General features: G+C 72.2%; 28 protein-coding genes. 19 read left to right on the plus strand and 9 right to left on the minus strand.

What is annotated here, in order from left to right; all coding sequences use genetic code 11:
• The first annotated feature begins 1 nt into the window (after nucleotide 1).
• Genes phnG through OZN99_RS05875 form a run of 8 tightly spaced genes read left to right on the plus strand, consistent with a single transcriptional unit; the run spans nucleotide 2 to nucleotide 6,145 of the window.
• The gene (gene phnG / locus OZN99_RS05840) at nucleotides 2-358 is read left to right on the plus strand and encodes a phosphonate C-P lyase system protein PhnG (protein WP_270934251.1); all 357 of its coding nucleotides are present in this window, start codon (nucleotides 2-4) and stop codon (nucleotides 356-358) included.
• Nucleotides 358-933, plus strand: coding sequence for a phosphonate C-P lyase system protein PhnH (gene phnH, locus OZN99_RS05845; protein WP_270934252.1), 576 nt, complete (start codon nucleotides 358-360; stop codon nucleotides 931-933). Before phnG ends, phnH begins: the two co-directional genes overlap by 1 nt.
• A gap of 1 nt (nucleotide 934) precedes the next feature.
• Nucleotides 935-2,011 (plus strand): carbon-phosphorus lyase complex subunit PhnI, encoded by a 1,077-nt coding sequence (locus OZN99_RS05850; RefSeq protein ID WP_270934253.1) that lies wholly within the window; start codon nucleotides 935-937, stop codon nucleotides 2,009-2,011.
• On the plus strand, nucleotides 2,008-2,859 hold the full coding sequence (locus OZN99_RS05855) for an alpha-D-ribose 1-methylphosphonate 5-phosphate C-P-lyase PhnJ (RefSeq protein WP_270934254.1): 852 nt from the start codon (nucleotides 2,008-2,010) through the stop codon (nucleotides 2,857-2,859). Before OZN99_RS05850 ends, OZN99_RS05855 begins: the two co-directional genes overlap by 4 nt.
• A complete protein-coding gene (gene phnK, locus OZN99_RS05860) occupies nucleotides 2,856-3,614 on the plus strand; it encodes a phosphonate C-P lyase system protein PhnK (RefSeq protein ID WP_270934255.1) in 759 nt (252 codons plus the stop codon). The genes OZN99_RS05855 and phnK overlap by 4 nt, the downstream gene beginning before the upstream one ends.
• A complete protein-coding gene (phnL, locus tag OZN99_RS05865) occupies nucleotides 3,611-4,309 on the plus strand; it encodes a phosphonate C-P lyase system protein PhnL (RefSeq protein WP_270934256.1) in 699 nt (232 codons plus the stop codon). The genes phnK and phnL overlap by 4 nt, the downstream gene beginning before the upstream one ends.
• Nucleotides 4,306-5,448: an alpha-D-ribose 1-methylphosphonate 5-triphosphate diphosphatase gene (locus OZN99_RS05870; protein WP_270934257.1), complete on the plus strand. Its 1,143-nt coding sequence runs from the start codon at nucleotides 4,306-4,308 to the stop codon at nucleotides 5,446-5,448. Before phnL ends, OZN99_RS05870 begins: the two co-directional genes overlap by 4 nt.
• A gap of 25 nt (nucleotides 5,449-5,473) precedes the next feature.
• Nucleotides 5,474-6,145, plus strand: coding sequence for a DUF1045 domain-containing protein (locus OZN99_RS05875; protein WP_270934258.1), 672 nt, complete (start codon nucleotides 5,474-5,476; stop codon nucleotides 6,143-6,145).
• Nucleotides 6,146-6,156: 11 nt separating this feature from the next.
• Here the strand turns inward: OZN99_RS05875 and phnN are convergent, their stop codons facing one another.
• Entirely contained in the window at nucleotides 6,157-6,717 is a 561-nt protein-coding gene (gene phnN / locus OZN99_RS05880) for a phosphonate metabolism protein/1,5-bisphosphokinase (PRPP-forming) PhnN (RefSeq protein WP_270934259.1), read from the minus strand.
• Between the two features lie 80 nt (nucleotides 6,718-6,797).
• On the opposite strand from phnN, the gene OZN99_RS05885 reads away from it, so the two are divergent.
• From OZN99_RS05885 to OZN99_RS05900, 4 genes are all read left to right on the plus strand, one after another.
• Nucleotides 6,798-8,588: a gamma-glutamyltransferase family protein gene (locus tag OZN99_RS05885; RefSeq protein WP_270934260.1), complete on the plus strand. Its 1,791-nt coding sequence runs from the start codon at nucleotides 6,798-6,800 to the stop codon at nucleotides 8,586-8,588.
• Nucleotides 8,589-8,672: 84 nt separating this feature from the next.
• Nucleotides 8,673-8,996 (plus strand): hypothetical protein, encoded by a 324-nt coding sequence (locus OZN99_RS05890; protein WP_270934261.1) that lies wholly within the window; start codon nucleotides 8,673-8,675, stop codon nucleotides 8,994-8,996.
• Between the two features lie 107 nt (nucleotides 8,997-9,103).
• The gene (locus OZN99_RS05895; protein WP_270934262.1) at nucleotides 9,104-9,442 is read left to right on the plus strand and encodes a hypothetical protein; all 339 of its coding nucleotides are present in this window, start codon (nucleotides 9,104-9,106) and stop codon (nucleotides 9,440-9,442) included.
• Between the two features lie 123 nt (nucleotides 9,443-9,565).
• A complete protein-coding gene (locus OZN99_RS05900; RefSeq protein ID WP_270934263.1) occupies nucleotides 9,566-10,549 on the plus strand; it encodes a Bug family tripartite tricarboxylate transporter substrate binding protein in 984 nt (327 codons plus the stop codon).
• A 27-nt stretch (nucleotides 10,550-10,576) separates the two neighbouring features.
• Here OZN99_RS05900 and OZN99_RS05905 read toward each other — a convergent pair whose 3' ends face one another.
• From OZN99_RS05905 to OZN99_RS05915, 3 genes are read right to left on the minus strand one after another with little or no spacing between them, the layout of a single operon-like run.
• Entirely contained in the window at nucleotides 10,577-12,259 is a 1,683-nt protein-coding gene (locus tag OZN99_RS05905) for a thiamine pyrophosphate-dependent enzyme (protein WP_270934264.1), read from the minus strand.
• Between the two features lie 56 nt (nucleotides 12,260-12,315).
• Nucleotides 12,316-15,477, minus strand: a complete 3,162-nt coding sequence (locus tag OZN99_RS05910; RefSeq protein WP_270934265.1) for an efflux RND transporter permease subunit — start codon at nucleotides 15,475-15,477, stop codon at nucleotides 12,316-12,318.
• A 35-nt stretch (nucleotides 15,478-15,512) separates the two neighbouring features.
• Entirely contained in the window at nucleotides 15,513-16,631 is a 1,119-nt protein-coding gene (locus tag OZN99_RS05915) for an efflux RND transporter periplasmic adaptor subunit (RefSeq protein WP_270934266.1), read from the minus strand.
• Between the two features lie 338 nt (nucleotides 16,632-16,969).
• Between OZN99_RS05915 and OZN99_RS05920 the strand changes: the two genes are divergently transcribed.
• Together OZN99_RS05920 and OZN99_RS05925 are read left to right on the plus strand one after the other, a co-directional pair.
• Nucleotides 16,970-17,224 (plus strand): Lrp/AsnC ligand binding domain-containing protein, encoded by a 255-nt coding sequence (locus OZN99_RS05920; RefSeq protein ID WP_270934267.1) that lies wholly within the window; start codon nucleotides 16,970-16,972, stop codon nucleotides 17,222-17,224.
• Between the two features lie 111 nt (nucleotides 17,225-17,335).
• Nucleotides 17,336-17,590, plus strand: coding sequence for a hypothetical protein (locus tag OZN99_RS05925; protein WP_270934268.1), 255 nt, complete (start codon nucleotides 17,336-17,338; stop codon nucleotides 17,588-17,590).
• Between the two features lie 18 nt (nucleotides 17,591-17,608).
• Here OZN99_RS05925 and OZN99_RS05930 read toward each other — a convergent pair whose 3' ends face one another.
• The 4 genes from OZN99_RS05930 to OZN99_RS05945 are packed head-to-tail and all read right to left on the minus strand — an operon-like array spanning nucleotide 17,609 to nucleotide 22,025.
• Nucleotides 17,609-19,105, minus strand: a complete 1,497-nt coding sequence (locus tag OZN99_RS05930) for an amidase (protein ID WP_270934269.1) — start codon at nucleotides 19,103-19,105, stop codon at nucleotides 17,609-17,611.
• The gene (locus tag OZN99_RS05935; protein WP_270934270.1) at nucleotides 19,102-19,596 is read right to left on the minus strand and encodes a macro domain-containing protein; all 495 of its coding nucleotides are present in this window, start codon (nucleotides 19,594-19,596) and stop codon (nucleotides 19,102-19,104) included. The genes OZN99_RS05930 and OZN99_RS05935 overlap by 4 nt, the downstream gene beginning before the upstream one ends.
• Nucleotides 19,596-21,203, minus strand: coding sequence for a gamma-glutamyltransferase (ggt, locus tag OZN99_RS05940; RefSeq protein ID WP_270934271.1), 1,608 nt, complete (start codon nucleotides 21,201-21,203; stop codon nucleotides 19,596-19,598). Before ggt ends, OZN99_RS05935 begins: the two co-directional genes overlap by 1 nt.
• 57 nt (nucleotides 21,204-21,260) lie before the next feature.
• Nucleotides 21,261-22,025 (minus strand): SDR family NAD(P)-dependent oxidoreductase, encoded by a 765-nt coding sequence (locus OZN99_RS05945; RefSeq protein ID WP_270934272.1) that lies wholly within the window; start codon nucleotides 22,023-22,025, stop codon nucleotides 21,261-21,263.
• Nucleotides 22,026-22,158: 133 nt separating this feature from the next.
• On the opposite strand from OZN99_RS05945, the gene OZN99_RS05950 reads away from it, so the two are divergent.
• Both OZN99_RS05950 and gpt read left to right on the plus strand, forming a co-directional pair.
• Nucleotides 22,159-22,497: a tRNA-binding protein gene (locus OZN99_RS05950; RefSeq protein WP_270934273.1), complete on the plus strand. Its 339-nt coding sequence runs from the start codon at nucleotides 22,159-22,161 to the stop codon at nucleotides 22,495-22,497.
• 10 nt (nucleotides 22,498-22,507) lie between these two features.
• Nucleotides 22,508-22,996: a xanthine phosphoribosyltransferase gene (gpt, locus tag OZN99_RS05955; RefSeq protein WP_270934274.1), complete on the plus strand. Its 489-nt coding sequence runs from the start codon at nucleotides 22,508-22,510 to the stop codon at nucleotides 22,994-22,996.
• A gap of 19 nt (nucleotides 22,997-23,015) precedes the next feature.
• On the opposite strand, the gene OZN99_RS05960 is transcribed toward gpt, so the two are convergent.
• On the minus strand, nucleotides 23,016-24,332 hold the full coding sequence (locus tag OZN99_RS05960; protein ID WP_270934275.1) for a hemolysin family protein: 1,317 nt from the start codon (nucleotides 24,330-24,332) through the stop codon (nucleotides 23,016-23,018).
• 109 nt (nucleotides 24,333-24,441) lie between these two features.
• Here OZN99_RS05960 and OZN99_RS05965 point away from each other — a divergent pair, with 109 nt between their 5' ends.
• The 3 genes from OZN99_RS05965 to OZN99_RS05975 form a co-directional block, all read left to right on the plus strand.
• Nucleotides 24,442-24,873: a DUF3429 domain-containing protein gene (locus OZN99_RS05965; RefSeq protein ID WP_270934276.1), complete on the plus strand. Its 432-nt coding sequence runs from the start codon at nucleotides 24,442-24,444 to the stop codon at nucleotides 24,871-24,873.
• Nucleotides 24,874-24,941: 68 nt separating this feature from the next.
• Nucleotides 24,942-25,271 carry a hypothetical protein gene (locus OZN99_RS05970; protein WP_270934277.1) on the plus strand — a complete coding sequence of 110 codons (330 nt, stop codon included), beginning with the start codon at nucleotides 24,942-24,944 and terminating at the stop codon, nucleotides 25,269-25,271.
• Nucleotides 25,272-25,335: 64 nt separating this feature from the next.
• Nucleotides 25,336-25,562 (plus strand): MurR/RpiR family transcriptional regulator (locus tag OZN99_RS05975; protein ID WP_270934278.1); only part of this gene is annotated, 227 nt, incomplete at its 3' end.

Genomic DNA, 25,562 nt, shown 5'->3' on the forward strand with positions numbered 1-25,562 from the left:
GGTGCCGCCGCCGCCCCATGCGCGGCTGCGCGGGCCGGAGACGGGGCTGGTGATGGTGCGCGGCCGCGCCGGCGGCGACGGCGCGCCGTTCAACCTGGGCGAGATGACCGTCACGCGCTGCGCGGTGCGGCTGGGCGATGGCCGCGTCGGACACGCCTATGTCGCCGGCCGCGACGCGCACCAGGCGGAGCTGGCCGCGCTGCTCGATGCCATGCTGCTGGACGAGGCCGCGCGCCCGGCAATCGAGGCCGCGGTGATCGCGCCGCTGGCAGAAGCGCAGCAGGCGCAGCGCGCGTCCGAGGCGCGCAAGGCCGCGGCGACGCGCGTGCAGTTCTTCACCATGACGCAGATGCGCTGATGCAGACGCGCTTCGCCGGCTTCGCCGATCCGGTGCTGGACGCCCAGGCCGGCTTCCGCGCCGTGCTGGAGGCGATGAGCCGGCCAGGCCGCGTGCAGCAGATGGTCGCACCGCCGGAGGTGCCGCCCGGCCTCTCGCCGGCGGCGGCTTCCGTGCTGCTGACCCTGGCGGATGCCGCGACGCCGCTGCGCCTCGCCGCGGGCGCGGAAGCCGAGGCCTGGGCGCGCTTCCATTGCGGTTGCCCGCTCGTCGCCGACGGCGCCGCCTTCGTGCTGGATCCCGCCGCCTCGCTGCTCGCGCTGGACGCCGGCACGGAAGAAGAGCCGGAACGCGGCGCGACGCTGATCCTGGAGGTCGCGTCGCTGCAGGAAGGCCCGCGGGACGAACGCTGCTGGCGCCTGACCGGGCCGGGCATCAAGGATGCGCAGCGGCTTCAGGTCGGCGGGGCGCCTGCGGGCTTCGTCGCGGACTGGGCGCGCAACCGCGCGCGCTTCCCGCGCGGCGTGGACGTCATCCTCTGCGCCGGGACGCGCATCGCCGCCCTGCCGCGCAGCGTCAGCATCGAGGACGCCTGAGATGTATGTCGCGACCAAGGGCGGCGAGCAGGCGATCGGCGCGGCCCACGCCTGGCTGGCCGAGACGCGGCGCGGCGACGCGGCGCTGCCCGAGATCGCGGCACGGCAGATCGAGGAGCAGCTCGGCCTGGCCGTGGACCGCGTGATGGCTGAAGGCAGCTGCCACGACCGCGGCCTGGCGGCGCTGGCGGTGAAGCAGGCGCGCGGCGACCTGATCGAGGCCGCCTTCCTGCTGCGCGCCTACCGCACGACCCTACCCCGCTTCGGCGCCAGCGCGCCGCTCGACACCGGCGCCATGCACATCCGCCGGCGCATCAGCGCGACCTACAAGGACCTGCCCGGCGGCCAAGTGCTCGGCCCCACCTTCGACTACACCCACCGCCTGCTGGATTTCCGCCTGGCGGCCGCGGGCTTGCCGCCGGAGCCCGCGCCCGAGGCCGAGCCGGATCCGGCGCCCACGCCGCGCGTGACGGAGCTGCTGGCGCAGGACGGGCTGATGCAACGCGAGGAACCGGGCGAGGCCGAGCCGGGCGACCTGACACGCGAGCCGCTGCGCTTCCCCGCCGACCGCCCGGTGCGGCTGCAGGCGCTGGCGCGGGGCGACGAGGGCTTCCTTCTCGGCCTGGGCTATTCGACGCAGCGCGGCTACGGAAACGCGCATCCCTTCGTGGGCGAGATCCGCGTCGGCGAGGTGGCGGTGGAGTTCACGCCGCCCGAGCTCGGCTTCGCGATCGAGCTGGGCGACATCGGCGTGACCGAATGCCAGATGGTCAACCAGTTCAAGGGCAGCCGCACCGAACCGCCGCAATTCACGCGCGGCTACGGCCTGGTCTTCGGCCATGGCGAGCGCAAGGCGATGGCGATGGCGCTGGTGGACCGTGCGCTGCGCGCGGAGGAGCTGGGCGAGGAGGCGACCGCGCCGGCACAGCAGCCGGAATTCGTGCTGTATCATTGCGACAACGTCGAGGCGACCGGCTTCGTCGAACACCTGAAGCTGCCGCACTATGTCGATTTCCAGAGCGAGCTCGAGAATGTGCGGACCATGCGCGCGGCCGCCACGAAGGCTGCCGCGGAATGACCCGCGATCCCGGCTACAACTTCGCCTATCTCGACGAGTCCACGAAGCGGATGATCCGCCGCGCCATCCTGAAGGGCGTGGCGATCCCCGGCCACCAGGTGCCCTTCGGCGCGCGGGAGATGCCGCTGCCCTATGGCTGGGGCACCGGCGGCATCCAGGTGACCGCCGCCGTCATCGGCCCCGCTGACGTGCTGAAGGTGATCGACCAGGGCGCCGACGACACCACCAACGCCGTCTCGATCCGCGCCTTCTTCCGCCGCGTCGCCGGCGTGGCGACCACGGAGCGCACGGCGGAGGCGACGGTGATCCAGACCCGCCACCGCATCCCCGAGCGCGCCCTGACCGAGAACCAGATCCTGGTCTACCAGGTGCCGATGCCGGAGCCGCTGTTCCGACTGGAAGCGCGCATCGCCGAGACGAAGCGCATGCACGCGCTGGCCGATTACGGGCTGATGCATGTGAAGCTGTATGAGGACATCGCGCGGCACGGCCACATCGCGACCAGCTACAACTACCCGGTGATGGTGAACGGGCGCTACCTGATGTCGCCCTCCCCCATCCCCGCCTTCGACAATCCGAAGATGGACCGCATGCCCGCGCTGCAGCTGTTCGGCGCGGGGCGGGAGAAGCGGATCTACGCCGTGCCGCCCTACACCTCGGTCCGCAGCCTGGATTTCGAGGACCACCCCTTCCGCCCGATCCGCGCGCCGCATGCCTGCACGCTGTGTGGCGCGCGCGACAGCTACCTGGACGAGGTGCTGACCGACGACCGCGGCGGGCGGATCTTCGTCTGCTCCGACACCGATCATTGCGCCGAACGCCAGGCCTCGCGCGAGGCGGCCGAGTGAGCAACGCGCTGCTCTCCGCGCGCGGGCTGGTCCTGCGCTTCGGCCGCATCGCCGCGCTGGATGGCGTGGACCTCGACATCTGGCCGGGCGAGGTCGTGGCGATCGTCGGCGAATCCGGCAGCGGCAAGACGACGCTGCTGCGCGCACTCTCGGGCCTGGTCCGTCCCGAGGCCGGCAGCGTCACCTATGCCGGGCAGGACGTGCTGGCGATGGGCGAGGCGGCGCGGCGTGACCTTATGCGCCGCGAGTGGGGCTTCGTGCACCAGAACCCGCGCGACGGCCTGCGCATGGGCGTCTCCGCCGGCGGCAACATCGGCGAGCGGCTGATGGCGGTCGGCGCGCGCCACTACGGCAACATCCGCGCCGAGGCGACGGCGTGGCTTCAGCGCGTGGAGATCGACCCCGACCGACTGGACGCGCTGCCGCGCACCTTCTCGGGCGGCATGCAGCAGCGGCTGCAGATCGCGCGCACGCTGGTGACGCGCCCGCGCCTCGTCTTCATGGACGAGCCGACCGGCGGCCTGGATGTCAGCGTGCAGGCGCGGCTGCTCGACCTGATCCGCGCGCTGGTGGCGGAGCTCGGCCTCGCCGTGCTGATCGTCACGCACGACATCGCCGCGGCGCGGCTGCTGGCGCACCGCATCGTGGTGATGCGCCATGGCCGCGTGGTGGAGGAAGGGCTGACCGACCGCGTGCTGGACGACCCGCAGCACCCCTATACGCAGCTCCTCGTCGCCTCGGTGCTGGCGGCATGAGCTTTGCCTTGCGCGCGGAGGGGCTGGGCAAGTCGTTCACGCTGCACCTGCAGGGCGGCATCACGCTGCCGGTGCTGCACGGCATCGACCTGTCCGTGGCGCCGGGTGAATGCGTCGCCCTGGCCGGGCCTTCGGGCGCCGGCAAGTCCACGCTGATGCGCTGCCTCTACGGCAACTACGGCGCCGGCAGCGGGCGGATCCTGCTGCGGCACGACGACGCGGTGGTGGACCTGGCGGCGGCCGATGCGCGTCTGGTCCGCGCGGTGCGGCGCGACACGCTGGGCTATGTATCCCAGTTCCTGCGCGTCATCCCCCGCGTCCCGGCCGTCGAGATCGTGGCGGAGCCGCTGACCGCCCGCGGCATCGCGCGCGAGGAGGCGCTGGCCCGCGCCGGGGCGCTGCTGGCGCGACTGAACCTGCCCGAACGGCTGCACCGCCTGCCGCCCGCCACCTTCTCCGGCGGGGAGCAGCAGCGCGTGAACCTTGCCCGCGGCTTCGCCCCTGGCTATCCGGTACTGCTGCTGGACGAACCCACCGCCAGCCTCGACGCCGCCAACCGGGAGGTCGTGATCGCCCTGATCGCCGAGGCCAAGGCGCGCGGCACGGCGATCATCGGCATCTTCCACGACGTCGAGGTGCGCGACCGCGTGGCCGACCGGCTGTTCGAGGTCGCGCCGTTGGCAGAGGTTGCATGACGCCCGAGATCATCCTGACCAACGCGCTGCTGGTCCTGCCGGAGGAGGTGGTGGCCGGCACGGTGGTGATCCGCGGCGACCGCATCGCGGATGTCCAGCCGGGCCGCAGCCATGCGGCCGCGTCCCGCAACCTGGATGGCGACCACCTGATCCCCGGCATCGTGGACGTCCACACCGACAACCTGGAACGCCAGGTCAGCCCGCGCGCCACCGCGCGCTGGCCGTCGCGCTCCGCCATGCTGGCCCATGACCAGCAGACCGCCGCGGCGGGCGTGACGACGGTGCTGGACGCGCTCTGCCTCGGCGACCTCGGCTTCGACGCCGGCCGCACCCAGACCTTCCGCGACGGCGTCGCGGACCTGGACGCGCTGGGGCGGACCGGCCTGCTGAAGAGCGAGCACTTCCTGCACCTGCGCTGCGAGCTGCCGGCCGCCGACATGCCGGAACTGGTGGAGACGGTCGCGGATCACCCGCTGGTGCGCATGGTCAGCCTGATGGACCACTCCCCCGGCGTCGGCCAGTATCGTGACGTCGCGCGCTACAAGGCGATGCGCATCCGCCAGATGCAGCTGACGCCGGACCAGGTGGACAAGCGCATCGGCGAGTTGCTGGAACAGCGCGGCAGGCTGCGCGAGAGGCAGCGGCGCTGGCTGCTGGACCGCGTGCGCCATCGCAACCTGCCGCTGGCCAGCCACGACGACGCGACGCCGGCCGAGGTGGAGGCGAACGCCGCCGACGGCATCATGATCAGCGAGTTCCCTGTGGCGATGGAGGCCGCGCAGGCGGCGAAGCGGCTGGGGGTGGAGGTGATCGCCGGCGCGCCCAACATCGTCCGCGGCGGCAGCCATTCCGGCAACGTCGCTGCCGCCGAACTGGTGCGGGCTGGCGCGGTGGACGTGCTGGCCAGCGACTACGTGCCGCCCGCGATGGTGGAGGCCGCCTGGCTTTCCGCCGGCCAGGGCGACACCACGCTGCCGAAGGCGGTCGGCATGATCACCGACCGCGCGGCAAGCATGGTCGGGCTGCACGACCGCGGCCGCATCGAGCCCGGGCTGCGCGCCGACCTGGTGCAGGTGCGCCCGCATGAAGGGCACGCCGTGGTACGCCGCGTCTGGCGCGCTGGCGAACGCGTGGCGTGATGCGCCGCGCCGCGGGGGCAAGGCGGTGAGGGTCGCGCTCTACTGGGCGCCGCGGCTGGACGACCCGCTGCATGCGCTCGGCTCCGCCTGGCTCGGGCGGGATGCCGAGACGGGCGCGACGCTGCCCCAGCCTGCCCTGCCTGGCCTCGACATCGCGGAGCTCACGGCCGATCCGCGCAGCTACGGGCTGCACGCGACGCTGAAGCCGCCCTTCCGCTTGCGCACGGGCTGGCATGCGCTGCGTGACGCCGCGATGGACCTGGCGGCGCGCACCCGCCCCTTCGCCCTGCCGCCGCTGATGCTGGCGGAGCATCACGGCTTCCTGGCGCTGGTCGAATCGACCAAATCGGCGGAGCTGCAGGCCTTCTGCGACGCCTGCGTGGAAGCGCTCGACGCGCATCGCGCGCCGCCGACGGAGGAGGAGATCGCCCGCCGCCGGCCCGAGCGCATGACTGAGCGGCAGCGCAGGCTCCTGCAGCGCTGGGGCTATCACTATGTCTTCGAGGAGTGGTGGTTCCACGTCACGCTGACGCGCCGGCTGACGCCAGAGGAGCGCGCCATGGTCCAGCCGGCGCTGGCGGCGCATCTGGGCGACGCCCCTGCCCTGCCTCGCCGCCTGACGGAACTCTGCCTGTTCAGCCAGGCCGCGCCCGGCGCGCCCTTCCTGATCGCGGAGCGCCTGCCTCTGCTGGGCTGATCCGGCCGCCGTCAGCCGCCGAAGGCCCGGGTGGCGTAGTCGCTGCGCAGCCCCTCCAGCAGGTCCACCATGCGCGCCACGCCCTGCGCGATGCCGCCGTCGTTGACGATGCGCCGATGCGCGATGCCAGGCGGGATCGGGGCCTGCCGGCCGAGGCGGGCGGCGACGGCCCCCGCATCCTCGCGCCCGCGCGCCGCCAGGCGGGACGCCCGCAGTTCCGGCGGCGCCGTGACTTCGATCACGGTCAGCGGGAAGCGCCGATGCGCCTCGGCCAGCACGCCGCGCGACAGGTTCGCGACCACGAGGCCCCACTGCATGTCCGCCACGATATCGGCGGGAATGCCGTAGAGAAGGCCATGCGCGTCCCACCACAGGGCGAAGCCCCCGAGGTCGCGCAGCCGGTGGAACTCCGCCGGCGTCGCCGGCAGGTGGTCCTCGCCGCCCGGTTCGGCGGGGCGGGTGATCGTGCGGCGGACGAAGCGGATCGCCGGCGTGCCGGCAAGCGCCGCGCGCGCGCCTGACAGCAGCGTGTCCTTGCCCGCCCCGGACGGCCCGACCACCCCGACCAGCACCCTGATCCTCCGTATTGACCGTCACGCTTCTGCCTGCGCCTATCCCGCCGCTCAAGCGCACGACCACGAAGGTTCATCGCATGTTCACGACGCGCCCCGAGATCGCCGGCAGCTTCGGCGTCGTCGCCTCGACGCACTGGATCGCCTCGCAGGTCGGCATGGCCGTGCTGGAGCGCGGCGGCAACGCCTTCGACGCCGCGGCCGCGGCCGGCTTCACCCTGCAGGTCGCGGAGCCGCACCTGAACGGCCCGGGCGGCGACGCACCGATCATCATCCACGATGCCAAGTCCGGCGCGCAGCGCGTGATCTGCGGCCAGGGCGTCGCGCCGGCCGGCCTCAGCGTAGCGCATGTGAAGGACCATCTCGGCCTCGACCTGGTGCCCGGCACCGGGCTGCTGCCGGCAGTGGTGCCGGGCGCCTTCGACGCCTGGGCCCTGATGCTGCGGGACTGGGGCACCTGGTCGCTGCGCGACGTGCTCTCCTACGCCATCGGCTATGCGCGGCGCGGCATCCACTACGTGCCGCGCATCATCGCGACCCTGAACACCGTGCGCCCGATCTTCGAGGCGGAGTGGACCACCTCCGCCGCGCTCTGGCTGCGCGACGGCGGGCCGCAGGAGGGCAGGCTCTGGGCCAACCCGACGCTGGCCGAGACCTGGGAGCGGCTGCTGCGCGAGGCCGAGAGCGCAGGCCGCGACCGCGTGGCGCAGATCGATGCCGCGCGCAACGCCTGGTACGGCGGCTTCGTGGCGGAGGCGATCGACCGGTTCTTCCGCACGCAGGAGATCCTCGACACCTCGGGCCGCCGCCATCGCGGCGTGCTGACCGGCGACGACATGGCGAAGTGGCGCGCCACGGTGGAAGCGCCGCTGCGGCGCGACTACCGCGGCACCACGCTGCTGAAATGCGGCGTCTGGAGCCAGGGCCCGGCCATGCTGCAAACCATGGCCCTGCTCGAGGGCTTCGACGTGGCGGCCATGGACCCGCTGGGCGAGCGCTTCATCCACACCGTCGTCGAATGCCTGAAGCTCGCCTTCGCCGACCGCGAGGCCTTCTACGGCGACCCCGACTTCGTGGACGTGCCGATCCATGCGCTGCTGTCCGAGGACTACGTCGCGGAGCGACGGAAGCTGGTGGGCGAGACCGCCTCGATGGAACTGCGCCCCGGCTGCATCCCGGGCTACGACCGCGCGGCGCCGGACTTCGCCGCCGCGGAGGCGCGGAACGAGTTGCTCACCCGCGCGCCGGGCGCCGGCGAGCCCACCGTCGCGCGGCTTGGCGCATCCGGCGGCGATACCTGCCACCTCGACATCATCGACGCGCAGGGGAACATGGTCAGCGCCACGCCCTCCGGCGGCTGGCTGCAATCCTCCCCGGCCATCCCGGAGCTCGGCTTCTGCCTGGGCACGCGCGGGCAGATGTTCTGGCTGGACGAGTCGCTCCCGAACGGCCTGAAGCCGGGCAAGCGGCCGCGCACCACGCTCTCGCCGGCCATGGCGCTGAAGGACGGCCGGCCCTGGCTCAGCTTCGGGACGCCGGGCGGCGAGCAGCAGGATCAGTGGCAGCCCATCATGTTCGCCAGGATGGTCGATCACGCCATGGGCATCCAGCAGGCGATCGACGCCCCCTCCTTCCACACCGAGCACTGGCCCTCCAGCTTCTGGCCGCGCCCGGCGAAGCCCGGGAAGGTGGTCATCGAGGGCCGCTACCCGCCCGAGGTCGCCGCGGCGCTGGCGGCGCGCGGACACAAGGTGGAGGTCGGCGGCGAGTGGTCGGAAGGCCGCCTGACCGGCGCCCGCCAGGAGGCCGACGGGCAGCTCTTCGCTGGCGCCAACCCGCGCGGCATGCAGGGTTACGCCGTCGGGCGCTGACGGGCGCCGCCGCCTCCGGCGAACTGATGCGGTGACGCGCCGTTGTCTTGACCGGTGGCAAGACGGCATCGCATCGCGGTCGGCATGGTTCGCCGCCGCACCATCCTTCTCGCGTTGACGGCCCTGGCCGGCTGCGCCGCGCCGGCGCCGACACCGCCAGCGCCACCACCACCGCGACGCGCCCAGCCGGTGACGCTGCCCGAGCGCGTGCGGCAGGAAGCCTGGCTGACGCGCTTTTGGGCGGAACTCACGCCCGCGCAGAAGCGTCGCGTGCTGGGCCGCCTGCGCCGCGGGGAGCCGCCGGCCGCGCGGTCCGAGGCGGAGGCCGCGCCGGTCTGGGATGCGCTCGGCCTTCCGGAGCGCAACGCGCTGGTTTTCGGCACGGGGCTGCCGCGCACGGGTGGCTGATCCGCCACAGGGCGGCCGCGCCGGCCGCAACGAAGCTGACCTGACCTTTCCGTGAATTGCCCGCCGCTGCGCGGGGCGCCCAGCCTGCGCGAATGAGGCACGGGGGGGTGTCCGTCCTGCTGTCCGCGGCGCTGCTGGCCGGCTGTGCCGAAGGCAGCGCGCCGCCAGCGCCGCTGCCCGAGCCCGTGCAGGCCAGCGTGGCGGAGGATCCGGCGCCGCCTTCGGTGACCCTGGCGGAACGCATCCGCGACGAGGGCTGGATCGTGCGTTTCTGGGAGCAGCTGACGCCCGCCCAGCGCCGACGCGTGACCAAGCAGCTGCGCAACAACGTGCCGAGGCTGGCCAGCGAGGAGGCGGAGGCGGCGCCGATCTGGGATGCGCTCGGACTGCCCGAGCGCGACGCGCTGATCTTCGGCAGCGGCATAAGACGCGCGTCCGGGCCCTGACGGTTGTGCCGGCGCGTGGTTTGGCCGGCTGCGCTCGTGCGATTCCTGCTGTTCCCCGGGCGTTTCGAACTAAGCTGCAGGCGCAGGCGGGCGACGGGCCATCCTGCCGCCCGGAGACCGCCGATGATCCACCGCCGCATCCTCCCCGCTGTCGCGGCCGGCCTGCTCGCCGCGCCCGCCAGGGCCCAGTCGCCCGACGGGTCGGCAGCCTGGCCGAACCGTCCGATCCGGCTGGTGGTGCCGCTGCCGCCCGGCGGCGCGGCCGACCTGATCGGGCGGATCCAGGCGCAGGTGCTGTCGGATGGACTGGGCGTGCCGGTGGTGGTGGACAACCGCCCCGGGGCCGGCAGCACGCTCGGCACGGCCTTCGTCGCGCAGGCGGCGCCGGACGGCTACACCATCATGCTCGCCAGCCCCTCCTCGCATCTCGGCGCGCCGCTGCTGATGCGCACGCCGGGCTACGAGGGGGTGGACGACTTCACCCAGATCGGCAGCTTCTCCGCGGGCACCGCGCTCGTCTGCGTCAACAACGCGCTGCCGATCCGGAGCATCCCGGACCTGGTGGCGCATGCGAAGGCCAATCCCGGCAGGCTGAACTTCGGCTCGGCGGGCGCCGGCGGAGCGAACCACATGCTCGGCGTCCTCTTCATGCAGCGGGCGGGCGTCGAGTTCACACACGTCCCGTATCGCGGCGGCGCGCCGGCGCTGGCGGATCTGATTGCGGGCAACATCCAGCTGGTCTTCGACAGCTTCGCGGGCATCATCGGCGCGGTGCGCGCCGGGCAGGTGCGCGCGCTCGCGGTGACCAGCAAGGCACGCTGGCCGCTCGCCCCCGAATTCCCGACGGTGCAGGAGGGCGGCGTGCCCGACTACGACCTGCCCAGTTTTTCCATGGTCGTCGGGCCGAAGGGCATCCCGGAGCCCATCGTCCGGCGCATGAACCAGGTGATCAATTCCGGGCTGCAGCGGCCGGAGATCATCGCGCGGATGACGCCGCTCGGCATCGCCCCTCTGCCGGGAACGCCGGCCGAAGCCACGGCCCTGATGCGTGAGCAGCGCGCCAACTGGCAGGCGCTGGTGCGGAGCATCGGGCTGCAGCCCGAGTGACCGCGGCCCCGCCAGCGTGCGCCAGTGTCAGCGCTTGCCTGCCTGCGCGCGCAGCTGCGCGATCGTCGCCCGGTTCGTCACCTGCTCCGGATTCATCCGCACCTCGATGATGGCGGGCTTCCCGCTGGCCTTCGCCCGCTGGAAGGCGGGCACCAGCTCCTCCGTGCGGGTGACGACCTCCCCATGGCCGCCGAAGCTCTCGATGAAGCGCGCGAAATCCGGGTTGGTCAGCGCCGTGCCGGAGACGCGGCCGGGATAGGTACGCTCCTGGTACATGCGGATGGTGCCGTACATCCCGTTGTTGAACACCAGGATGATCGGCGCGGCGCCGTGGTGGAACGCGGTCGCGATCTCCTGTCCCGTCATCAGCGCGCCGCCGTCGCCGACGAAGCACAGCACGGTGCGGCCGGGATGGGTGATGGCCGCGCCGATCGCGGCGGGCACGCCGTAGCCCATCGCGCCGTTGGTCGGACCGAGGAAATCCTGCCCGTCCCGCAGATGCATGAAACGCGTCGGCCAGGTGGCGAAGTTGCCGGCATCGGTGGTGAAGATGGTGTCGGCCGGCAGCACCTTCTCCAGCTCCTGCAGCGCGACGGCCAGGTTCAGCGGGCCCTCGTACTCCGGCGCCTTCGACTGCGCCTCCCGCGCCGCGCGGACGGCGGCGCGCCAGCCGGACCAGCGGGGCGCGGCGATCCGCGGCGTCGCCGCCGCGGCGTGAGCGAAGGCGTTCACCTCGGCGACGATGCCGAGCGCGACGCGGTGCACGCGCCCGATCTCCGTCTGCTCGGGATGGACATGCACGATGGGCTGGCTGCCCGCCAGGTCGAACAGCGTGTAGCCCTGGCTCACCGGCTCCCCCAGGCGCGTGCCGATGGCGAGGATCAGGTCGGCCTCCCGCGCCTTCGCCACCAGGCCGGCATCGGCGCCCACACCCAGGTCGCCCGCGTAGTGCGCGCTGGTGCCGTCGAACAGGCCCTGGCGGCGGAAGGCGACGGCGACGGGAATGTCGTTGCCCACCAGGAAGTCGCGGATCGCGGCGCGGCCTTCCGGCGTCCAGCGGCTGCCGCCGAGGATCGCCAGCGGGCGCTCCGACGTCTCCAGCATCGCCATCAGCCGCGGCAGGGCATCCGGAGCGGGATGCGGCGGCAGCAGCGGCTGCGGTCCGATATCCGGGACGGCGGCCAGGTGCTTCTGCATCTCCTCGCTGAGCGCCACGACAACGGGGCCCGGCCGGCCGCTGACGGCCACGTCGAAGGCATGCGCCATCAGTTCCGGAATGCGCGCCGCCTCGTCGATCTGCGTCACCCACTTGGCGATGGGCGAGAAGAAGCGGCGGTAGTCCACTTCCTGGAAGCTCTCGCGGTCGGTCTCGGAGACCGGGATCTGGCCGACCAGGAGCACCAGCGGCGTGCTGTCCTGCTGGGCCACATGCACGCCGATGGCGGCGTGGCACGCGCCGGGCCCGCGCGTTACCACCGCCACGCCGGGCCGGCCAGTCAGCTTGCCCTGGGCCTCGGCCATGTGGACGGCGCCGGCCTCGAAGCGGCAGGTGACGAGCTCAATCCGGTTGCGCTGCGCGTAGAGGCCGTCGAGGAGGTCGAGGTAGCTCTCGCCGGGCACCGCGAAGACATGCGTCGCCCCGTTCGCCACCAGCGCATCGGCCAGAAGCTGGCCACCCGTGCGCCCCTCGGGCCGCGCCGCATCCGCCATGAACCGTCCTCCCCAACCCAGTGGGAGGACGGTTTAGCCGCCCCGCGGGCGCCCGGCTACTCGGCGGCGGCGGGATGCGGCGCCGGCGCGCGCTTCTCTAGCTCGGTCAGGCGCGCCGCCACCGCACCGATCGGCTTGGTGAAGCCGGCCAGCAGCAAATACAGCGCGGGCACCGCGTAGAGCGTGAGGAAGGTGGAAAGCGTCACGCCGCCCACGATCACCACGCCCAGCGCCTCCCGGCTCTCGGCCCCGGCGCCGCTCGCCATGGCCAGTGGCACCGCACCCAGCACCGTCGCGATCGAGGTCATGAGGATGGGTCGCAGCCGGACCACCGAGGCCTCGAGCACGGCGTCGTGGATGGACAGGCCGCGGTCGCGCAGCTGGTTGGCGAATTCCACCACCAGGATGCCGTTCTTCGCCATCAGGCCGATCAGCAGGATCATGCCGATCTGGCTGAAGACGTTCAGCGTGTTGCCAGTGAGGTGCAGCGCCAGCAGCCCGCCCGTCACCGCCAGCGGCGTCGAGAGCAGGATGATGAAGGGGTGGATGAAGCTCTCGAACTGCGCGGCCAGCACCAGGAACACCACCAGCAGCGCCAGGGCGAAGGTCACGTAGAGCGCGCCGGAGCTCTCCTTGAACTCCAGGCTCTGGCCCCGGTAGCTGATGCGCGCATCGGGCGGCAGCACCTCCCTCGCGACGCCCTCCATGAAGGCCAGCGCATCCCCCAGCGTGTAGCCAGGCGCAAGCGAGGCGGTGATGGTGATGGCGCGGACCCGATCCTCGCGCGCCAGCGACTGCGGGCGCGCCCGTTCGCTGAGCGTGACGACGTTGGAGAGCGGCACCAGTGCGCCCTGCTGGGACCCGGCGCCCGCGATCAGGCCGAGCTGACCGCCGGCGCTGGTGCGGACGAAGATGTTCTGCAGGTCGTAGGGCGTCGAGCGGTCCTGCTCACGCGCCTGCAGCAGGATCTTGTACTCCTCGCCGCCCTGCACATAGGTGCCGACCTCGCGCGAGCCGAGCATCGTCTCGATGGTGCGGCCGACCGCCTGGATGGAGACCCCGAGTTCGGCCGCCTTGCGGCGATCGATGTCCACGCGGATCTCGGGCTTGGTCTCGCGGTAGTTGCTGTCCAGGTTGAGCAACCGCGGGTTCTGCCGCGCGCGCTCCAGGAAACGGTCGCGCCACTGCACCAGCGTGGCGTAGTCGCTGCCGCCGATCACGAACTGCACCGGCGGCTGGAAGCCGCGCTGGCCGAGCGAGGGCGGGTTCAGCGCGAAGGCGCGCGTGCCCGGCACGGCCAGCAGCTGGGGCATCAGCTCCGCCGCGATCGCCTGCTGCTTGCGCTCCCGCTCATGCCAGGGCTGGAGGCGCATGAAGATGTTGGCGACGTTGCCCTGCGCCGGTCGCTGGAAGCCGCCGATGGTCGCGAACAGCGACTGCACCTCGCCGCGCTCGATATAGGGCTGAACGATGCGCTCGATGCGCTGCACCTGCTCCCGGGTGTAGGCGAAGCTCGCACCCTCGGGACCGGTGGTCGGGATGATGATGATCCCGCGGTCCTCGACGGGGGCGAATTCCTTCGGAATCACGTTGAACAGCGCCACCGCCAGCGCGCAGACCACGCCCATCGCGCCCAGCGTGATGAAGGGCGCGGCCAGCGCGCGCTTCAGCGTGACGCGCAGCAGCCAGTTCATCCCCAGGAAGAACGGCTCGGTCCAGCGCACCAGCCGGCTCTCGCCCTCATGCGGCTTCAGCAGCTTCGAGCACATCATCGGCGTCAGGGTCAGCGCGATGAGGCCCGAGAAGGCGACCGACGCCGCCAGCGCGAAGCCGAACTCGGTGAACAGGCGGCCGGTGTTGCCGCCCATGAAGGACAGCGGCAGGAACACCGCGATCAGCACCAGCGTCGTCGCGATGACCGCGAAGGCGATCTCGCGGGAGCCGCGCAGCGAGGCGAGCAGCGGGTGCTCGCCCTCCTCGATGCGGCGGTGGACGTTCTCCAGCACCACGATGGCGTCGTCCACCACCAGGCCGATGGCCAGCACCAGGCCGAGCAGCGTCAGCACGTTGATCGAGAAGCCGAGCGCGGCCAGCGCGATGAAGGAGGCGACGATGGAGACCGGGATGGCCACCGCCGGGATGATGGTGGCGCGGAAGCTGCGCAGGAACAGGAAGATGACGACGACCACCAGCACCAGCGCGGTGACCAGCGCGTGCTCGACCTCGTAGATCGATTGGCTGATGAACAGGCTCTCGTCGTAGCCGACCACCACCTCCACGCCTTCCGGCACGGAGCCGCGGATGCGCTCCACCTCCGCCTTCACGCCCTCCGCCACCGACAGCGTGTTGGCGGTGGACTGACGCAGGATACCGAGGCCCACGGCGGGCTTGCCGTTGATGCGGTACTCGCCGCGCGTGTCCTCCGGCGCGACTTCCACCTGCGCCACGTCGCCCAGCAGCACCTGCCCGCCGCCGGTGCGGCTGATCACCACCTGGCGGAACTGCTCCGGGCGGCTCATGCGCGTATCGGTGCGGACGGTCAGTTCGCGCTGCGCGCTCTCCAGCCGGCCGCCTGGCAGCTCGATATTCTCGCGGCGGATCGCGTCCTCCACGTCCTGCACGGTCAGGCCGCGCGCGGCGAGGGACTGGCGGTCCAGCCAGATGCGCATGGCCGGCTTGCGTTCGCCCAGCACCAGTACCTGTGCCACGCCGTCCACCACGGCCAGGCGGTCCGCGAAGCGGCGTCGCGCCAGCTCCGTCAGGTCCATGCCGGAGAGCTGGTCGGACACCAGGGCAATCCAGAGGATCGGACGGGCATCGCCATCCACCTTCTGCACCACGGGCGTGTCCGCCTGCTCCGGCAACCGGGCAAGGGTGCGCGCCACGCGGTCGCGCACGTCGTTGGAGGCCGAATCCACGTCGCGCGTCAGGCGGAACTCGATGGTGACCTGGCTGCGCTCGTCGCGCGACTGGGAGGAGATGAACTTGATGCCCTCGATGCCCGCGACGGCGGCCTCGATCAGCTCGGTGATCTGGGTGTCCACCACGGCGGCGGAGGCGCCGCGGTAGGTGGTGGTCACCGAGACGACCGGCGGGTCGATGGCGGGATATTCGCGGATGGGCAGGCGCATCAGCGACGCGATGCCCAGCACGATCAGCATCAGGCTGACGACCGTCGCGAAGACCGGCCGCTTGATCGAGATGTCGGAGAGAACCATGGGCCCGGCGCCTCTGGATCAGCAGGTCGGAAAGGTCAGGAGGTCGGCCGCGTGAGCGTCTCGACCACGCGCACCGGGGCGTCGTTGCGCAGCCGCTGGATGCCGCGCACCACGACCGGCTCTCCCTCGCGCACGCCGGACAACACCTCCACCTCGCCTGGCAGGCGCTGGCCGAGGCGCACCTCGACGCGGCGCGCGCGGTTGTCGCGGATGACGTAGACGTAGTTGCGGTCACCGATCGGGTCGAGCGCCTCCTCGGCGATCAGCAGCGCGTTGTCACGCCGCTCCATCTCGACCTCGACCGTCATGAACAGGCCGGGCTTCAGCGCCTCGTCGGCATTGTCGAACTCGCTGATCACGCGGACGGTGCGGGTCGCGGTGTCGATGCGGGTGTCCACCACCGCGACGCGGCCATCGAAGCGGCGGTCGCCGAAGGCGGCGGCGCGCGCCAGCACCAGGCTGCCCGGCCGCACGCGGGCCACGTATATCTCCGGCACCGAGAACTCGACACGCACGCGGGAGATGTCGTCGAGCGTGGTCACCACCGTGCCAGGCTGCACCAGCGCGCCAACGCTGACCTGGCGCAGCCCGACGCGGCCCGCGAACGGCGCGGTGACCATCAGCTCCTCCAGCCGGGCCTGCGCCTGGCGCACCCGGCCTTCCGCCTGGCGGCCCAGCGCCTCGAGCTGATCGAGGCGGGCCTGGGTGATCGCCTGCCCGGGCTGCAGCTGGCGCGCGCGGACGAGCTGGGTGCGGGCGTCGTCGAACAGCGCGCGCGCCTGGTCGAGCTCGGCGCGCAGGGCTGCGGCGTCAAGGTCGACGAGCTGCTCGCCCTCCCGCACGCGCTGGCCTTCCTGGAAGCGGATGTTCTGGACGATGCCGGTGACCTTGGCCGTGATCGTCACCGCGTCGCGGGCGCGCACCGTGCCCACGCTTTCGGCACGATCCACGACCGTGGACACGCGCACAGGGGAGACCACCACCCCGACCGGGCCGCCGCCACCGCCCCCGCGCTGCTGCTGGGTGGGCGCCGCGGCCTCCAGGCCAACGAGCGCCAGGGGACGCGGCAGGCCGAACTGTTCGCCGTAGACGTGCCACGCCGCGCCTAGGCCCCCGACGAGAGCGAGCACGGCAAGCTGGGGGAGTGTTCGCATGCGACCCGGATCCTGTCCCCGCTGTTCTGGCCCTTCGATGCCGAGCCGGCAAGAGTTTCGTTCCCTGCCGAACGCCCGCCCGACGAGACGAAATGCTGCCGGTAGCCATCCGGCGTGACATCCGAGCCGCCAAAGCGACCGGCGCCACGCCAGGAGATGGCGCTGCGCAGGCTACGGGCAAGAACTCGGCAAGCAAGTTTCATACCGCAACAAGGCCGGAACCTGGTCGCTGGCGCATGCGATCCACCGGATCGGTCGCCGGCAGCAGCCCGCCGGGTCTAGCCGCGCCTCCCGCCAGGGGACAATGTGGTGCGCCCCCCGGACCGGAGCGAGGTGCGATGCGTGCGATCTTCGTGATGATCAAGTGCGAGATGGGCGCGGCCTATCGCGTGGCCCGCGAGATGGCCGACAGCATCCCGGAACTGTCGGAGATGCACTCCATCAGCGGCCAATACGACCTGCTTGGGAAGTTCTACCTGGAAGCGGACCAGGACATCGGGCTGTTCGTGGTCGAACGCGTCCAGACGGTCGCCGGTGTGAAGGACACGTATACGCTGCAGACCTTCAACGCCTTCTCGGGGGCCCGGGGCTGAGGGAGTGCCGCGCCGCCACCCGGCTGCCACGATCCGCCCGGGAATGCCACGCCGCCGCCCAGCCGGCGCCGCAGCGCGGGGGGAGACTGCAGGGCGTGGAGGACCCCCCCGATGCGCGTGCTTCCCGCCCTTGCCCTCTCCGGCGCCCTGCTCACCGGCGCCTGCGCGAATCCTGACGGCAGCCTGAACGTCCCGGCCACGCTGGCCCTCGGCGCCGGCGCGGCAATCGCCGGGATCGCCATCGCCTCGGCCAACGACCGACCGCGCTACAACCACGGCTACTACCGTGCGCCGCCGCGCGGATACGGCTATGGCCGCCCGGCCTATGCCTATGGCTACGGCCGCCCGACCTATCGCCGCTGGTAGCGCGGCCGGCGCGGCCGCTCAGTTCATCGTCAGGAATTCCGGCATTTCGGAGATCGGCCGCGCCGCCTTCAGCGCAGCGATGTCCGGCACCGGGCGGGACAGGGCGGCATCGCCGGCCACGGCCGCCTCGATCGCCGCCGCGGCCGCCAGCACCAGCGCGTCCCCGCCGCGCGGGCCGACGATCTGCAGCCCGAAGGGCATACCCGCCTGGTCGCGGCCGAGCGGCAGGCTGCAGGCCGGGTGGCCGACGAGCGAGACCGCATAGGCCAGCGACAGCCAGTGGAAATAGGTGCGGGTCGGCTGCCCGTCGATCTCCTTCGGATACAGCTCCCGCCAGCTGCGCGGGCTGATGGTGATGGCGGGCGAAATCAGCAGGTCGTGATCCGCGAAGAAGCGCTGCCAGCCCCGGTAGATGCGGGTCTGCGCCGCCGCGGCCCGGGCGTAGTCGCCCAGGCCGTAGCGCTGCGCCTCCTCCAGGTTGGCGCGCACATTGGGGCCGACCTTGTCCGGCGCCCGCTGCAGCTTCTCGAGGTGGGTGGCGAGGTATTCGGCCGCCCGCAGCACCTCGAAGGCCTCGTCGGTGCCGGCGCAGTCCGGGCTGGCGAAGGCGACCCGACCGAAGAGCGGCTCCAGGTCTGCGACGCGTTTCGCGAAAACCTCGCGGATCTGCGACTCCACCGGGGCGAAACCGAAATCCGGCGTCGCCGCCACCCGCAGCCCCGCCAGGTCCAGCCGCGCCGGCGGGAACAGAGCCGGATCGCCGCCGCGCACCGCCCGGCCGTGCAGCGTGTAGGCCAACGGATCCACCGGATCGTCGCCGGCGACGGCTGAGAGCATCAGCGCGCAATCCTCCGCGCGGCGCGCCATCGGGCCGAGCACCGAGATCGGCGCCCAGCCGATCGACCGCCGCTCCGACGGCACCAGTCCCGGCGAGGGGCGGAAGCCGAAGATGCCGTTGAAGGCGGCCGGGTTGCGCAGGGACCCGCCGGTGTCGCTGCCCGTGCAGAGCGGCATCATCCCCGTGGCCAGCGCCACCGCCGACCCGCCGGAGGAGCCGGCGGCGTTCTTCGTCGGATCGAAGGCGTTGCCCGTCGCGCCATACACCACGTTGCGCGTATTGGCGCCGGATCCGAATTCCGGCGTGTTCGTCTTGCCGAGCACGATCCCGCCGGCCCGGCGGATGCTGGCCACGAAGCGCCCGTCCTTCGCCGGCACATGGTCGGCGAACAGCGCGCTACCCCAGGTCGTGCGCAGCCCCGCCGTCTCGTCCAGGTCCTTGATGCCGAGCGGCAGGCCGTGCAGCGGCCCAAGCGCCTCGCCCCGCATCACCGCGGCCTCCGCCGCCTTCGCCGCTGCCAGCGCGCGCTCCGCGTCCAGCGCGACCACCGCGTTCACCGCGTGGTTGACCTGGCCGATGCGGGCCAGGCAGCTCTCCACCAGCTCAACCGGGCTCAACTGCCGCGCGCCGATGCGGCGGCGCGCCTCGACGGCGGAGAGGTCGCAAGGCTCGGTCACGCGGCAAGCTCCTTCTGGTAGAGCGCGAGCATCGCCGCATCGAAGCAGGCGACGGTGATGTCGAGGTCCTCGGCGGCCTGCCGCAGCGTCGCGACGGCGATGCGGGTCGCCACCTCGGCCGGGTAGCCGTAGATGCCGGTGGAGATGGCCGGGAAGGCGATGGAACGCCCGCCCGCCTCGCGCAGCCGGTCGAGCGCGGCGCGGTAGGCGCCGGCGAGCAGCGCGGCCTCGTCCCGGTGCCCGCCCAGCCAGCGCGGGCCGACGGCATGAATGATCCAGCGCGCCTTCAGGCCGAAGCCGGGGGTGATCCGCGCCTCCCCGGTCGGGCAGGGTGCGAGCGGCGCGCAGGCCGCGGCCAGCTCGCGCGCGCCGGCGGCGCGAAAGATCGCGCCGCAGACGCCGCCGCCCTCGGCCAGGCGCTCATTCGCCGCGTTCACCACCGCATCGACGTCGAGGGTGGTGATGTCGGCCAGGCGCGCGGCGATCGGCATCAGTAGCCCAGCGCGCAGCCATCCTTGCGCGGATCGCTCCCGCCGACCAGGCAGCCGCGCTCGCGGTCGATCAGGATCGCCTGGCCGCCGCCATGCGGCTTCTCGATCAACTCGCAGACATGGCCGAGGCGGTTGAGACGGTCCACGACGGAGAGCGGGATCCCGCTCTCGACCTGTACCTTGCCCAGGCGCGGGAACAGGCGCGGCGCATCCAGTGCCTGCTGCACGTCCATCCCGTATTCGAAGTGGTTGGCCAGGAACCAGCTCTGCCCCATCGGCTGGTAGTGCCCGCCCATCACGCCGAAGGGCATCACGCACTGGCCGTCCTGCATCACCATGCCCGGGATGATGGTGTGCATAGGCCGCTTGTCGGGGGCAATGCAGTTCGGATGGCCTTCCTGCAGGCGGAAGCCGAAGCCGCGGTTGTGCAGCATCACGCCGGACTTCTCCGCCAGGATGCCGCTGCCGAAGCCCTCGAACAGCGAGTTGATGAAGGAGCACGCGTTGCCGTCGCGGTCCACCACGCAGAGATAGACCGTGTCCTTGTGGCGGGCCCAATCGCCGGTGCCGGGCACCGGCATCTCCTTCATCGCCGCGTCGTCGCGGATCAGCCTCGCCAGCTTCTCCAGATAGGCGTCGGAGGTCAGCTGCGCGACCGGCACCTCCACCTGCGCCGGGTCGGCCAGGAAGGCGTCGCGGTCGCTGTAGGCCAGCCGCGCGGCCTCGATGTGCCGATGCGCTCGCAGCGCGGAGAGCGCGCCCTCCTCCGCCGTACCCAGCCGCTCGATCATGCCGAGGATCATCAGGACCAGCAGGCCGGAGCCATTGGGCGGGCACTGGAACACCTCCATCCCGCGCCAGCCGCGCCGGATCGGCTCCACGAACTCCGCCACGGCCGCGCCGCGGGCGAAATCCTCCTCCGTATGCGTGCCGCCGGCGGCGCGAAGCGTCGCCACCATGTCGGCGGCCACCGGCCCCTCGTAGAACGCCTTGGCGCCGCCCTTGGCGATGGCCCGCAGCGTCGCGCCCAGCGCCGGCTGCACGAAGCGGTCGCCGAGGCCGAAGGCGCCGCCATCCTTCAGGAAGTGGCGCGCAGTGGCCGGATGCTTCGACAGCTTGCCGACCGAGCCTTCCCAGTCATGCGCGACGCGGGCCGAGAGGTGGAAGCCGTCCTCCGCGAAGCGGATCGCCGGCTGCAGCAACTCGTCCAGGCCCTTGCGGCCATGCGCCCGGTTCAGCGCCTCCCAGGCGGAGACGGCGCCGGGGACGGTGACGGAATGGGCGGAGAGCGGCTCCATCTGCGTCAGGCCGGCGGCGCGCAGCGCCTCCGGCGTCGCGCCGCGGGGCGCGCGGCCCGATCCGTTGATCGCGCTGACCTGGCCCGTGCCGGCCGGCGCGTAGAGGCAGAAGCAGTCGCCGCCGATGCCCGTGCTCTGCGGCTCCACCACGCCGAGCACGGCGGCGGCGGCGATCGCCGCATCCAGCGCATTGCCGCCGGCCCGCAGCACGTCCAGCGCCGTCAGCGTGGCCTGCGGCATGGAGGTCGCCGCCATGCCGTTCGCGGCATAGACGGCGCTGCGGCCCGGGGCATGGAAGTCGCGATGCATCGTGTCATCCCGTTGCAGGTCGAAGCACACCCCCGCCCGCGGCGGAGGACGAAAGGCTCAATGCGTCAGGTGGCCGCCGTCGATGACGAGGCTGGTGCCGGTGACCATGCGGCTGGCGTCGGAGGCGAGGAACACGATGGCGCCCATGATATCCTCCACCTGCATCACGCGGCCGAGCGGCATGGCCCGCACCACGCGCTCGCGGAACTTCGGGTCGGTGAGCACCGGCGTGGTCAGCGGCGTCTCGACGAAGCCGGGCGCGATGGCATTCACTCGGATGCCCTTCGGGCCGAGCTCGAAGGCCATCGCCTTGGTCATGCCCTCCACCGCGTGCTTGGTCGCCGTGTAGACGGTGCGGTTGGCGCCGGAGACATGGCCGTTGATCGAGGAGAGGTTCAGGATCGATCCCGCCTTCCCCGCCGCCACCATGCCCTGCGCCACCGCCTGCGCCGTGACGAACATCGCCGCGACGTTCAGCTGCAGCAGTGCATCCAGCGAGGCGTCTGTGACGTCCAGGAAGGATTCGCGGATGTTGGTGCCGGCGTTGTTCAGCAGGATGTCGAAGGGCCCCTCGCCCGAGACCAGGGCGCGCACCGCGGTGCGGTCCGTCACGTCGAGCCGTGCGGCCTTCGCGCGATGACCGGCGGCGGCAAGCTCGGCCACCGTCTTCTCCATCTCGGAGAGCGTGCGCGCGGCCAGCACCACCTCGGCCCCGGCCGCCGCCAGCGCCACGGCGCCGGCCCGTCCGATGCCCTTGCTCGCCCCGGTCACCAGGGCGCGGCGGCCTTCCAGGCGGAAACTCGGCGTAGCGGGAAGGGTCATCGACGCGCTCCTCCAGCCTGCACCCCCGCGGGGCGACAGGTCTTTGCCCGCCCGGTGAATGGACCGTGGCCCGCCCCCGCGCAAGCCATCCGCGCCCCCTTCCCGCCTATCGCCCGGCGCGGTAGGACGCGCCATGGACCAGATCGCCTATGCCGATTTCGAGCAGGTCGACATCCGCGTCGGCACGATCGTGGACGCGCAGGCCTTCCCGGAGGCACGGAAGCCCGCGATCAAGCTCTGGGTCGATTTCGGCGGCGAGATCGGCACGCGCCAATCCTCCGCGCAACTCACGGTGCATTACGTGCCGGACCGGCTGATCGGCCGGCAGGTGCTCGCCGTGGTCAACTTCCCGCCGCGCCGCATTGCCGGCTTCGAGAGCCAGGTCCTCGTCCTCGGCCTGCCCGACGAGAACGGCGCGGTCGTCCTGATCCGCCCGGACATCAAGGTTCCCGACGGCGGGAAGATGTTTTGAGGGGAATGGGATGGCCGTTCGCTACTACACCGTCACCTGGGACCAGCTGCACCGCGACGCCAAGGCGCTCGCCTGGCGCCTGGTGGAGAAGGGCCCGTGGAAGGGCATCGTCGCGATCACCCGCGGCGGCCTGATCCCCTCCGCCGTTATCGCGCGGGAACTGGAATGCCGCCTGATCGAGGCGGTCTCCATCGTCACCTACGACGAGGAGGAACGCGGGCAGCCCCAGGTGGTGAAGCCGCCCGCCGCCGCGCTTGAGGACCAGGGCCAGGGCTGGCTGATCGTGGACGACCTGGTGGACACCGGCACCACGGCGAAGGTGATCCGCGCCCTGCTGCCGAAGGCGCATTTCGCCACGGTCTACGCCAAGCCCGCCGGCAAGCCGCAGGTGGACACCTTCATCACGGAGGTGAGCCAGGACACCTGGATCCTGTTCCCCTGGGACACCGAGCCGCAATTCGTGGCCCCGATCGCCAAGAGCCACGCGGCGGCGGGCTGACCGAGCCGGCCCGGCCGGCTCACGCGGCGGGCGGCTGCGCCTCCGCCGCGTCCTCCCGCGTGGCCAGCACCTTGTCCACGCGGCGGCCGTCCATGTCGATGATCTCGAAGCGCCAGCCGGCCCAGGCGATGCGGTCGCCCTCCTTCGGCACGCGCTGCAGCAGCGCCAGCATCAGGCCGGCCACCGTGTGGTAGGTCCCCTCCCGCGGCAGGTCGGGCAGTTCCAGCCGCGATTTCAGCTCGTCGCTTGCCATCATGCCGTCCAGCAGCAGGCTGCCGTCGTGCCGCCGCACGGCGGGCGGAGAGGCTTCCGCCGGCGCCGGGCCCAGTTCGCCGACGATCGCCTCCAGCAGGTCGGAGGCGGTGACGACACCCTCGAAGCTGCCGTATTCGTCCAGCACCAGCGCCATCCCGATCGGGTCGCCGCGCAACCGCTCCAGCGCGTCCAGCGCGGAGAGGGTGTCGGGCAGCACCAGCGGCTGCCGCGTGGCGGCCTGGATGGACAGCGGCGCGCCTTCCAGCACCTGGTCCAGCAGGTCCTTCGCCGCAACCACGCCGACGACGTTGTCCACGCGCCCGTCGGCCACGACGAAGCGGGTGACGCCAGAGGCGCGCAGCCGCACCGCCACGTCCGTCGCCGGGGCCGTGCGGTCGATCCATTCCAGCTCCGTGCGCGGCGTCATCAGCGCGCGCACCGGCTTGTCGGCCAGCCGCAGCACGCGCTCGATCATCTGGCGTTCCTCGGTCTCGATCGCGCCGGAGGTCGCCCCCTCCGCCACCACCGCCTTCACCTCCTCCTCGGTCACCGCCTGGCCGGCCGGGTCGTGCCTGCCGAACAGGCGCAGCACCAGCGCCGAGGAGGCCGAGAGCAGCCAGATCACCGGCGAAGTCGCGCGCGACAGCCAGCTCAGGGGGCGCGCGACCAGGGTCGCGATCGCCTCCGGGTGGCGCAGGGCCAGCTGCTTCGGCACCAGCTCGCCCAGGATCAGCGAGAGGTAGGTGATCAGCATCACCACCAGGATGAAGGCGATCTCCGTCGCGGCCGGGGCCAGCACGGGCACATGCGCCAGCAGCTCCGCAATGCCGCCCGACAGGCGCGCACCGCCGAAGGCGCCCGCCAGGATGCCCACCAGCGTGATGCCGACCTGCACCGTGGGCAGGAAGCGCTGCGGGTCGTCGGCCAGCGCCAGCGCCGCCGCCGCCGCCGTGCTGCCCTTGCGCTGCATGGCCATCAGCCGCGCGCGCCGCGCCGAGACGATGGCCAGCTCGCTCATCGCAAACGCGCCGTTGAGCAGCACGAGCAGCAGGATCAGCAGCAGCTCGAGGCCGATGGCCATGTCTCTGGGTTCTCCGGCAGGGAAAGGGATGCGCGGGGTGTAGCGGCTGCGCGCCTGGCGTGGAACGCCGGGTGTTGCGTCGCGTCACCTCGGCCAAAGATGTGAGGCCATGGATACCCCGCTGCCCGCTCCCGCCCGGCTGCTCGGCCCGGCCGGCCTGATCCCCTTCGTCGCGCTCGCGCTGGGCACCTGGGCCGGCTGGCCCGGGGCAGCGGCCGCGCAGGTTGCCTATGGCGCCACCATCCTCGCCTTCCTGGGCGCGGTGCATTGGGGGCTGGCGCTGCGCGCCCCGGCCTCGGAGCGGCGTGCGGAGTGGCCCCGCCTCGGCCTCGGGGTGGTTCCGGCATTGATCGCCTGGGTTGCATTGCTGCTGCCGGTCTCGTTCGGCCTCGGCCTACTCGCACTCGCCATTCCGGCGGTTGCCGCCGTGGAAACAAGCGCGACGCGGGCAGGGTTGATGCCGTCTTCCTATCTTCGGTTGAGATATCTCCTGTCGGCCGGGGCATCGGCGAGCTGCGCCATCACATTATTAGGATATTGAGAAATTTTCGGGCTTGTCTCAAAAAGGCGATGCGTGGTAAGGGAACCTTAATCCCCCCGGAGACCACCATGCTTCATGTCGAGGACGATCCGGTCAAGGAGGCACCCCCCGCCTCCGCGGCTGGTCCGCAACTGCTGGCCTTCCCCGACACGACGGAGCGTCGGCTGCGGCTGGCACTGCGCCGCCTGGAGGCCGCCCTGGCCGACCAGCGAACGGCCGTCGCCGGTTTCCGGCAGAGCATCGGGGAGCTGGACGGCGTCGTCACCCGCCTCGGCACCCGTGCCCAGCTCCTGCAGGACAGGCTGGCCGATGCCGCGGCCCAGACCGTCCGCGCGCAGGCGGCCTCGCAGGAATTGATGCGCACCGCCGAGAAGCTGGAGCAGGTCGCGCGGCGCTGATCGCGCCGGCCTTGCCCGGCGGCGCCCCGCATGCTGTAGCCCCGCCCGGGCGCGGGAGGGCCGCTTGCGGGATCGCATCGCCGACATCCTCGACCGGCTGACCCCGGCCGAGCGCAAGGTGGCCGAGCTGGTAGCCGCGGACCCTGCGGCGGTCACCGGCGCGACCGTCGCCTCGCTCGCGCGCGCCGCCGGCGTGTCGGAGCCCACCGTCATCCGCTTCTGCCGCGCCCTCGGCCTGGAGGGCTTCGCGGATCTGCGCCTGGCGCTGGTGCGCGCCGAGGGCAGCGCGCC

This window comes from Falsiroseomonas oryzae (genome assembly GCF_027856955.1).
Classification (GTDB): domain Bacteria; phylum Pseudomonadota; class Alphaproteobacteria; order Acetobacterales; family Acetobacteraceae; genus Falsiroseomonas; species Falsiroseomonas oryzae.

Excerpts from the sequence above, each read along its gene's own strand:
- OZN99_RS05850 (WP_270934253.1), top strand. The coding sequence starts at position 935 with ATGTATGTCGCGACCAAGGGCGGCGAGCAGGCGATCGGCGCGGCCCAC.
- OZN99_RS05970 (WP_270934277.1), top strand. The coding sequence starts at position 24,942 with ATGCTTCATGTCGAGGACGATCCGGTCAAGGAGGCACCCCCCGCCTCC.
- phnH (WP_270934252.1), top strand. The coding sequence starts at position 358 with ATGCAGACGCGCTTCGCCGGCTTCGCCGATCCGGTGCTGGACGCCCAG.
- OZN99_RS05965 (WP_270934276.1), top strand. The coding sequence starts at position 24,442 with ATGGATACCCCGCTGCCCGCTCCCGCCCGGCTGCTCGGCCCGGCCGGC.
- OZN99_RS05890 (WP_270934261.1), top strand. The coding sequence starts at position 8,673 with ATGGTTCGCCGCCGCACCATCCTTCTCGCGTTGACGGCCCTGGCCGGC.
- OZN99_RS05900 (WP_270934263.1), top strand. The coding sequence starts at position 9,566 with ATGATCCACCGCCGCATCCTCCCCGCTGTCGCGGCCGGCCTGCTCGCC.
- ggt (WP_270934271.1), bottom strand. The coding sequence starts at position 21,203 with ATGCATCGCGACTTCCATGCCCCGGGCCGCAGCGCCGTCTATGCCGCG.
- OZN99_RS05855 (WP_270934254.1), top strand. The coding sequence starts at position 2,008 with ATGACCCGCGATCCCGGCTACAACTTCGCCTATCTCGACGAGTCCACG.
- OZN99_RS05960 (WP_270934275.1), bottom strand. The coding sequence starts at position 24,332 with ATGGCCATCGGCCTCGAGCTGCTGCTGATCCTGCTGCTCGTGCTGCTC.
- OZN99_RS05945 (WP_270934272.1), bottom strand. The coding sequence starts at position 22,025 with ATGACCCTTCCCGCTACGCCGAGTTTCCGCCTGGAAGGCCGCCGCGCC.
- gpt (WP_270934274.1), top strand. The coding sequence starts at position 22,508 with ATGGCCGTTCGCTACTACACCGTCACCTGGGACCAGCTGCACCGCGAC.
- OZN99_RS05925 (WP_270934268.1), top strand. The coding sequence starts at position 17,336 with ATGCGCGTGCTTCCCGCCCTTGCCCTCTCCGGCGCCCTGCTCACCGGC.
- OZN99_RS05870 (WP_270934257.1), top strand. The coding sequence starts at position 4,306 with ATGACGCCCGAGATCATCCTGACCAACGCGCTGCTGGTCCTGCCGGAG.
- OZN99_RS05905 (WP_270934264.1), bottom strand. The coding sequence starts at position 12,259 with ATGGCGGATGCGGCGCGGCCCGAGGGGCGCACGGGTGGCCAGCTTCTG.
- OZN99_RS05950 (WP_270934273.1), top strand. The coding sequence starts at position 22,159 with ATGGACCAGATCGCCTATGCCGATTTCGAGCAGGTCGACATCCGCGTC.
- phnL (WP_270934256.1), top strand. The coding sequence starts at position 3,611 with ATGAGCTTTGCCTTGCGCGCGGAGGGGCTGGGCAAGTCGTTCACGCTG.
- OZN99_RS05920 (WP_270934267.1), top strand. The coding sequence starts at position 16,970 with ATGCGTGCGATCTTCGTGATGATCAAGTGCGAGATGGGCGCGGCCTAT.
- OZN99_RS05915 (WP_270934266.1), bottom strand. The coding sequence starts at position 16,631 with ATGCGAACACTCCCCCAGCTTGCCGTGCTCGCTCTCGTCGGGGGCCTA.
- OZN99_RS05910 (WP_270934265.1), bottom strand. The coding sequence starts at position 15,477 with ATGGTTCTCTCCGACATCTCGATCAAGCGGCCGGTCTTCGCGACGGTC.
- OZN99_RS05885 (WP_270934260.1), top strand. The coding sequence starts at position 6,798 with ATGTTCACGACGCGCCCCGAGATCGCCGGCAGCTTCGGCGTCGTCGCC.
- OZN99_RS05935 (WP_270934270.1), bottom strand. The coding sequence starts at position 19,596 with ATGCCGATCGCCGCGCGCCTGGCCGACATCACCACCCTCGACGTCGAT.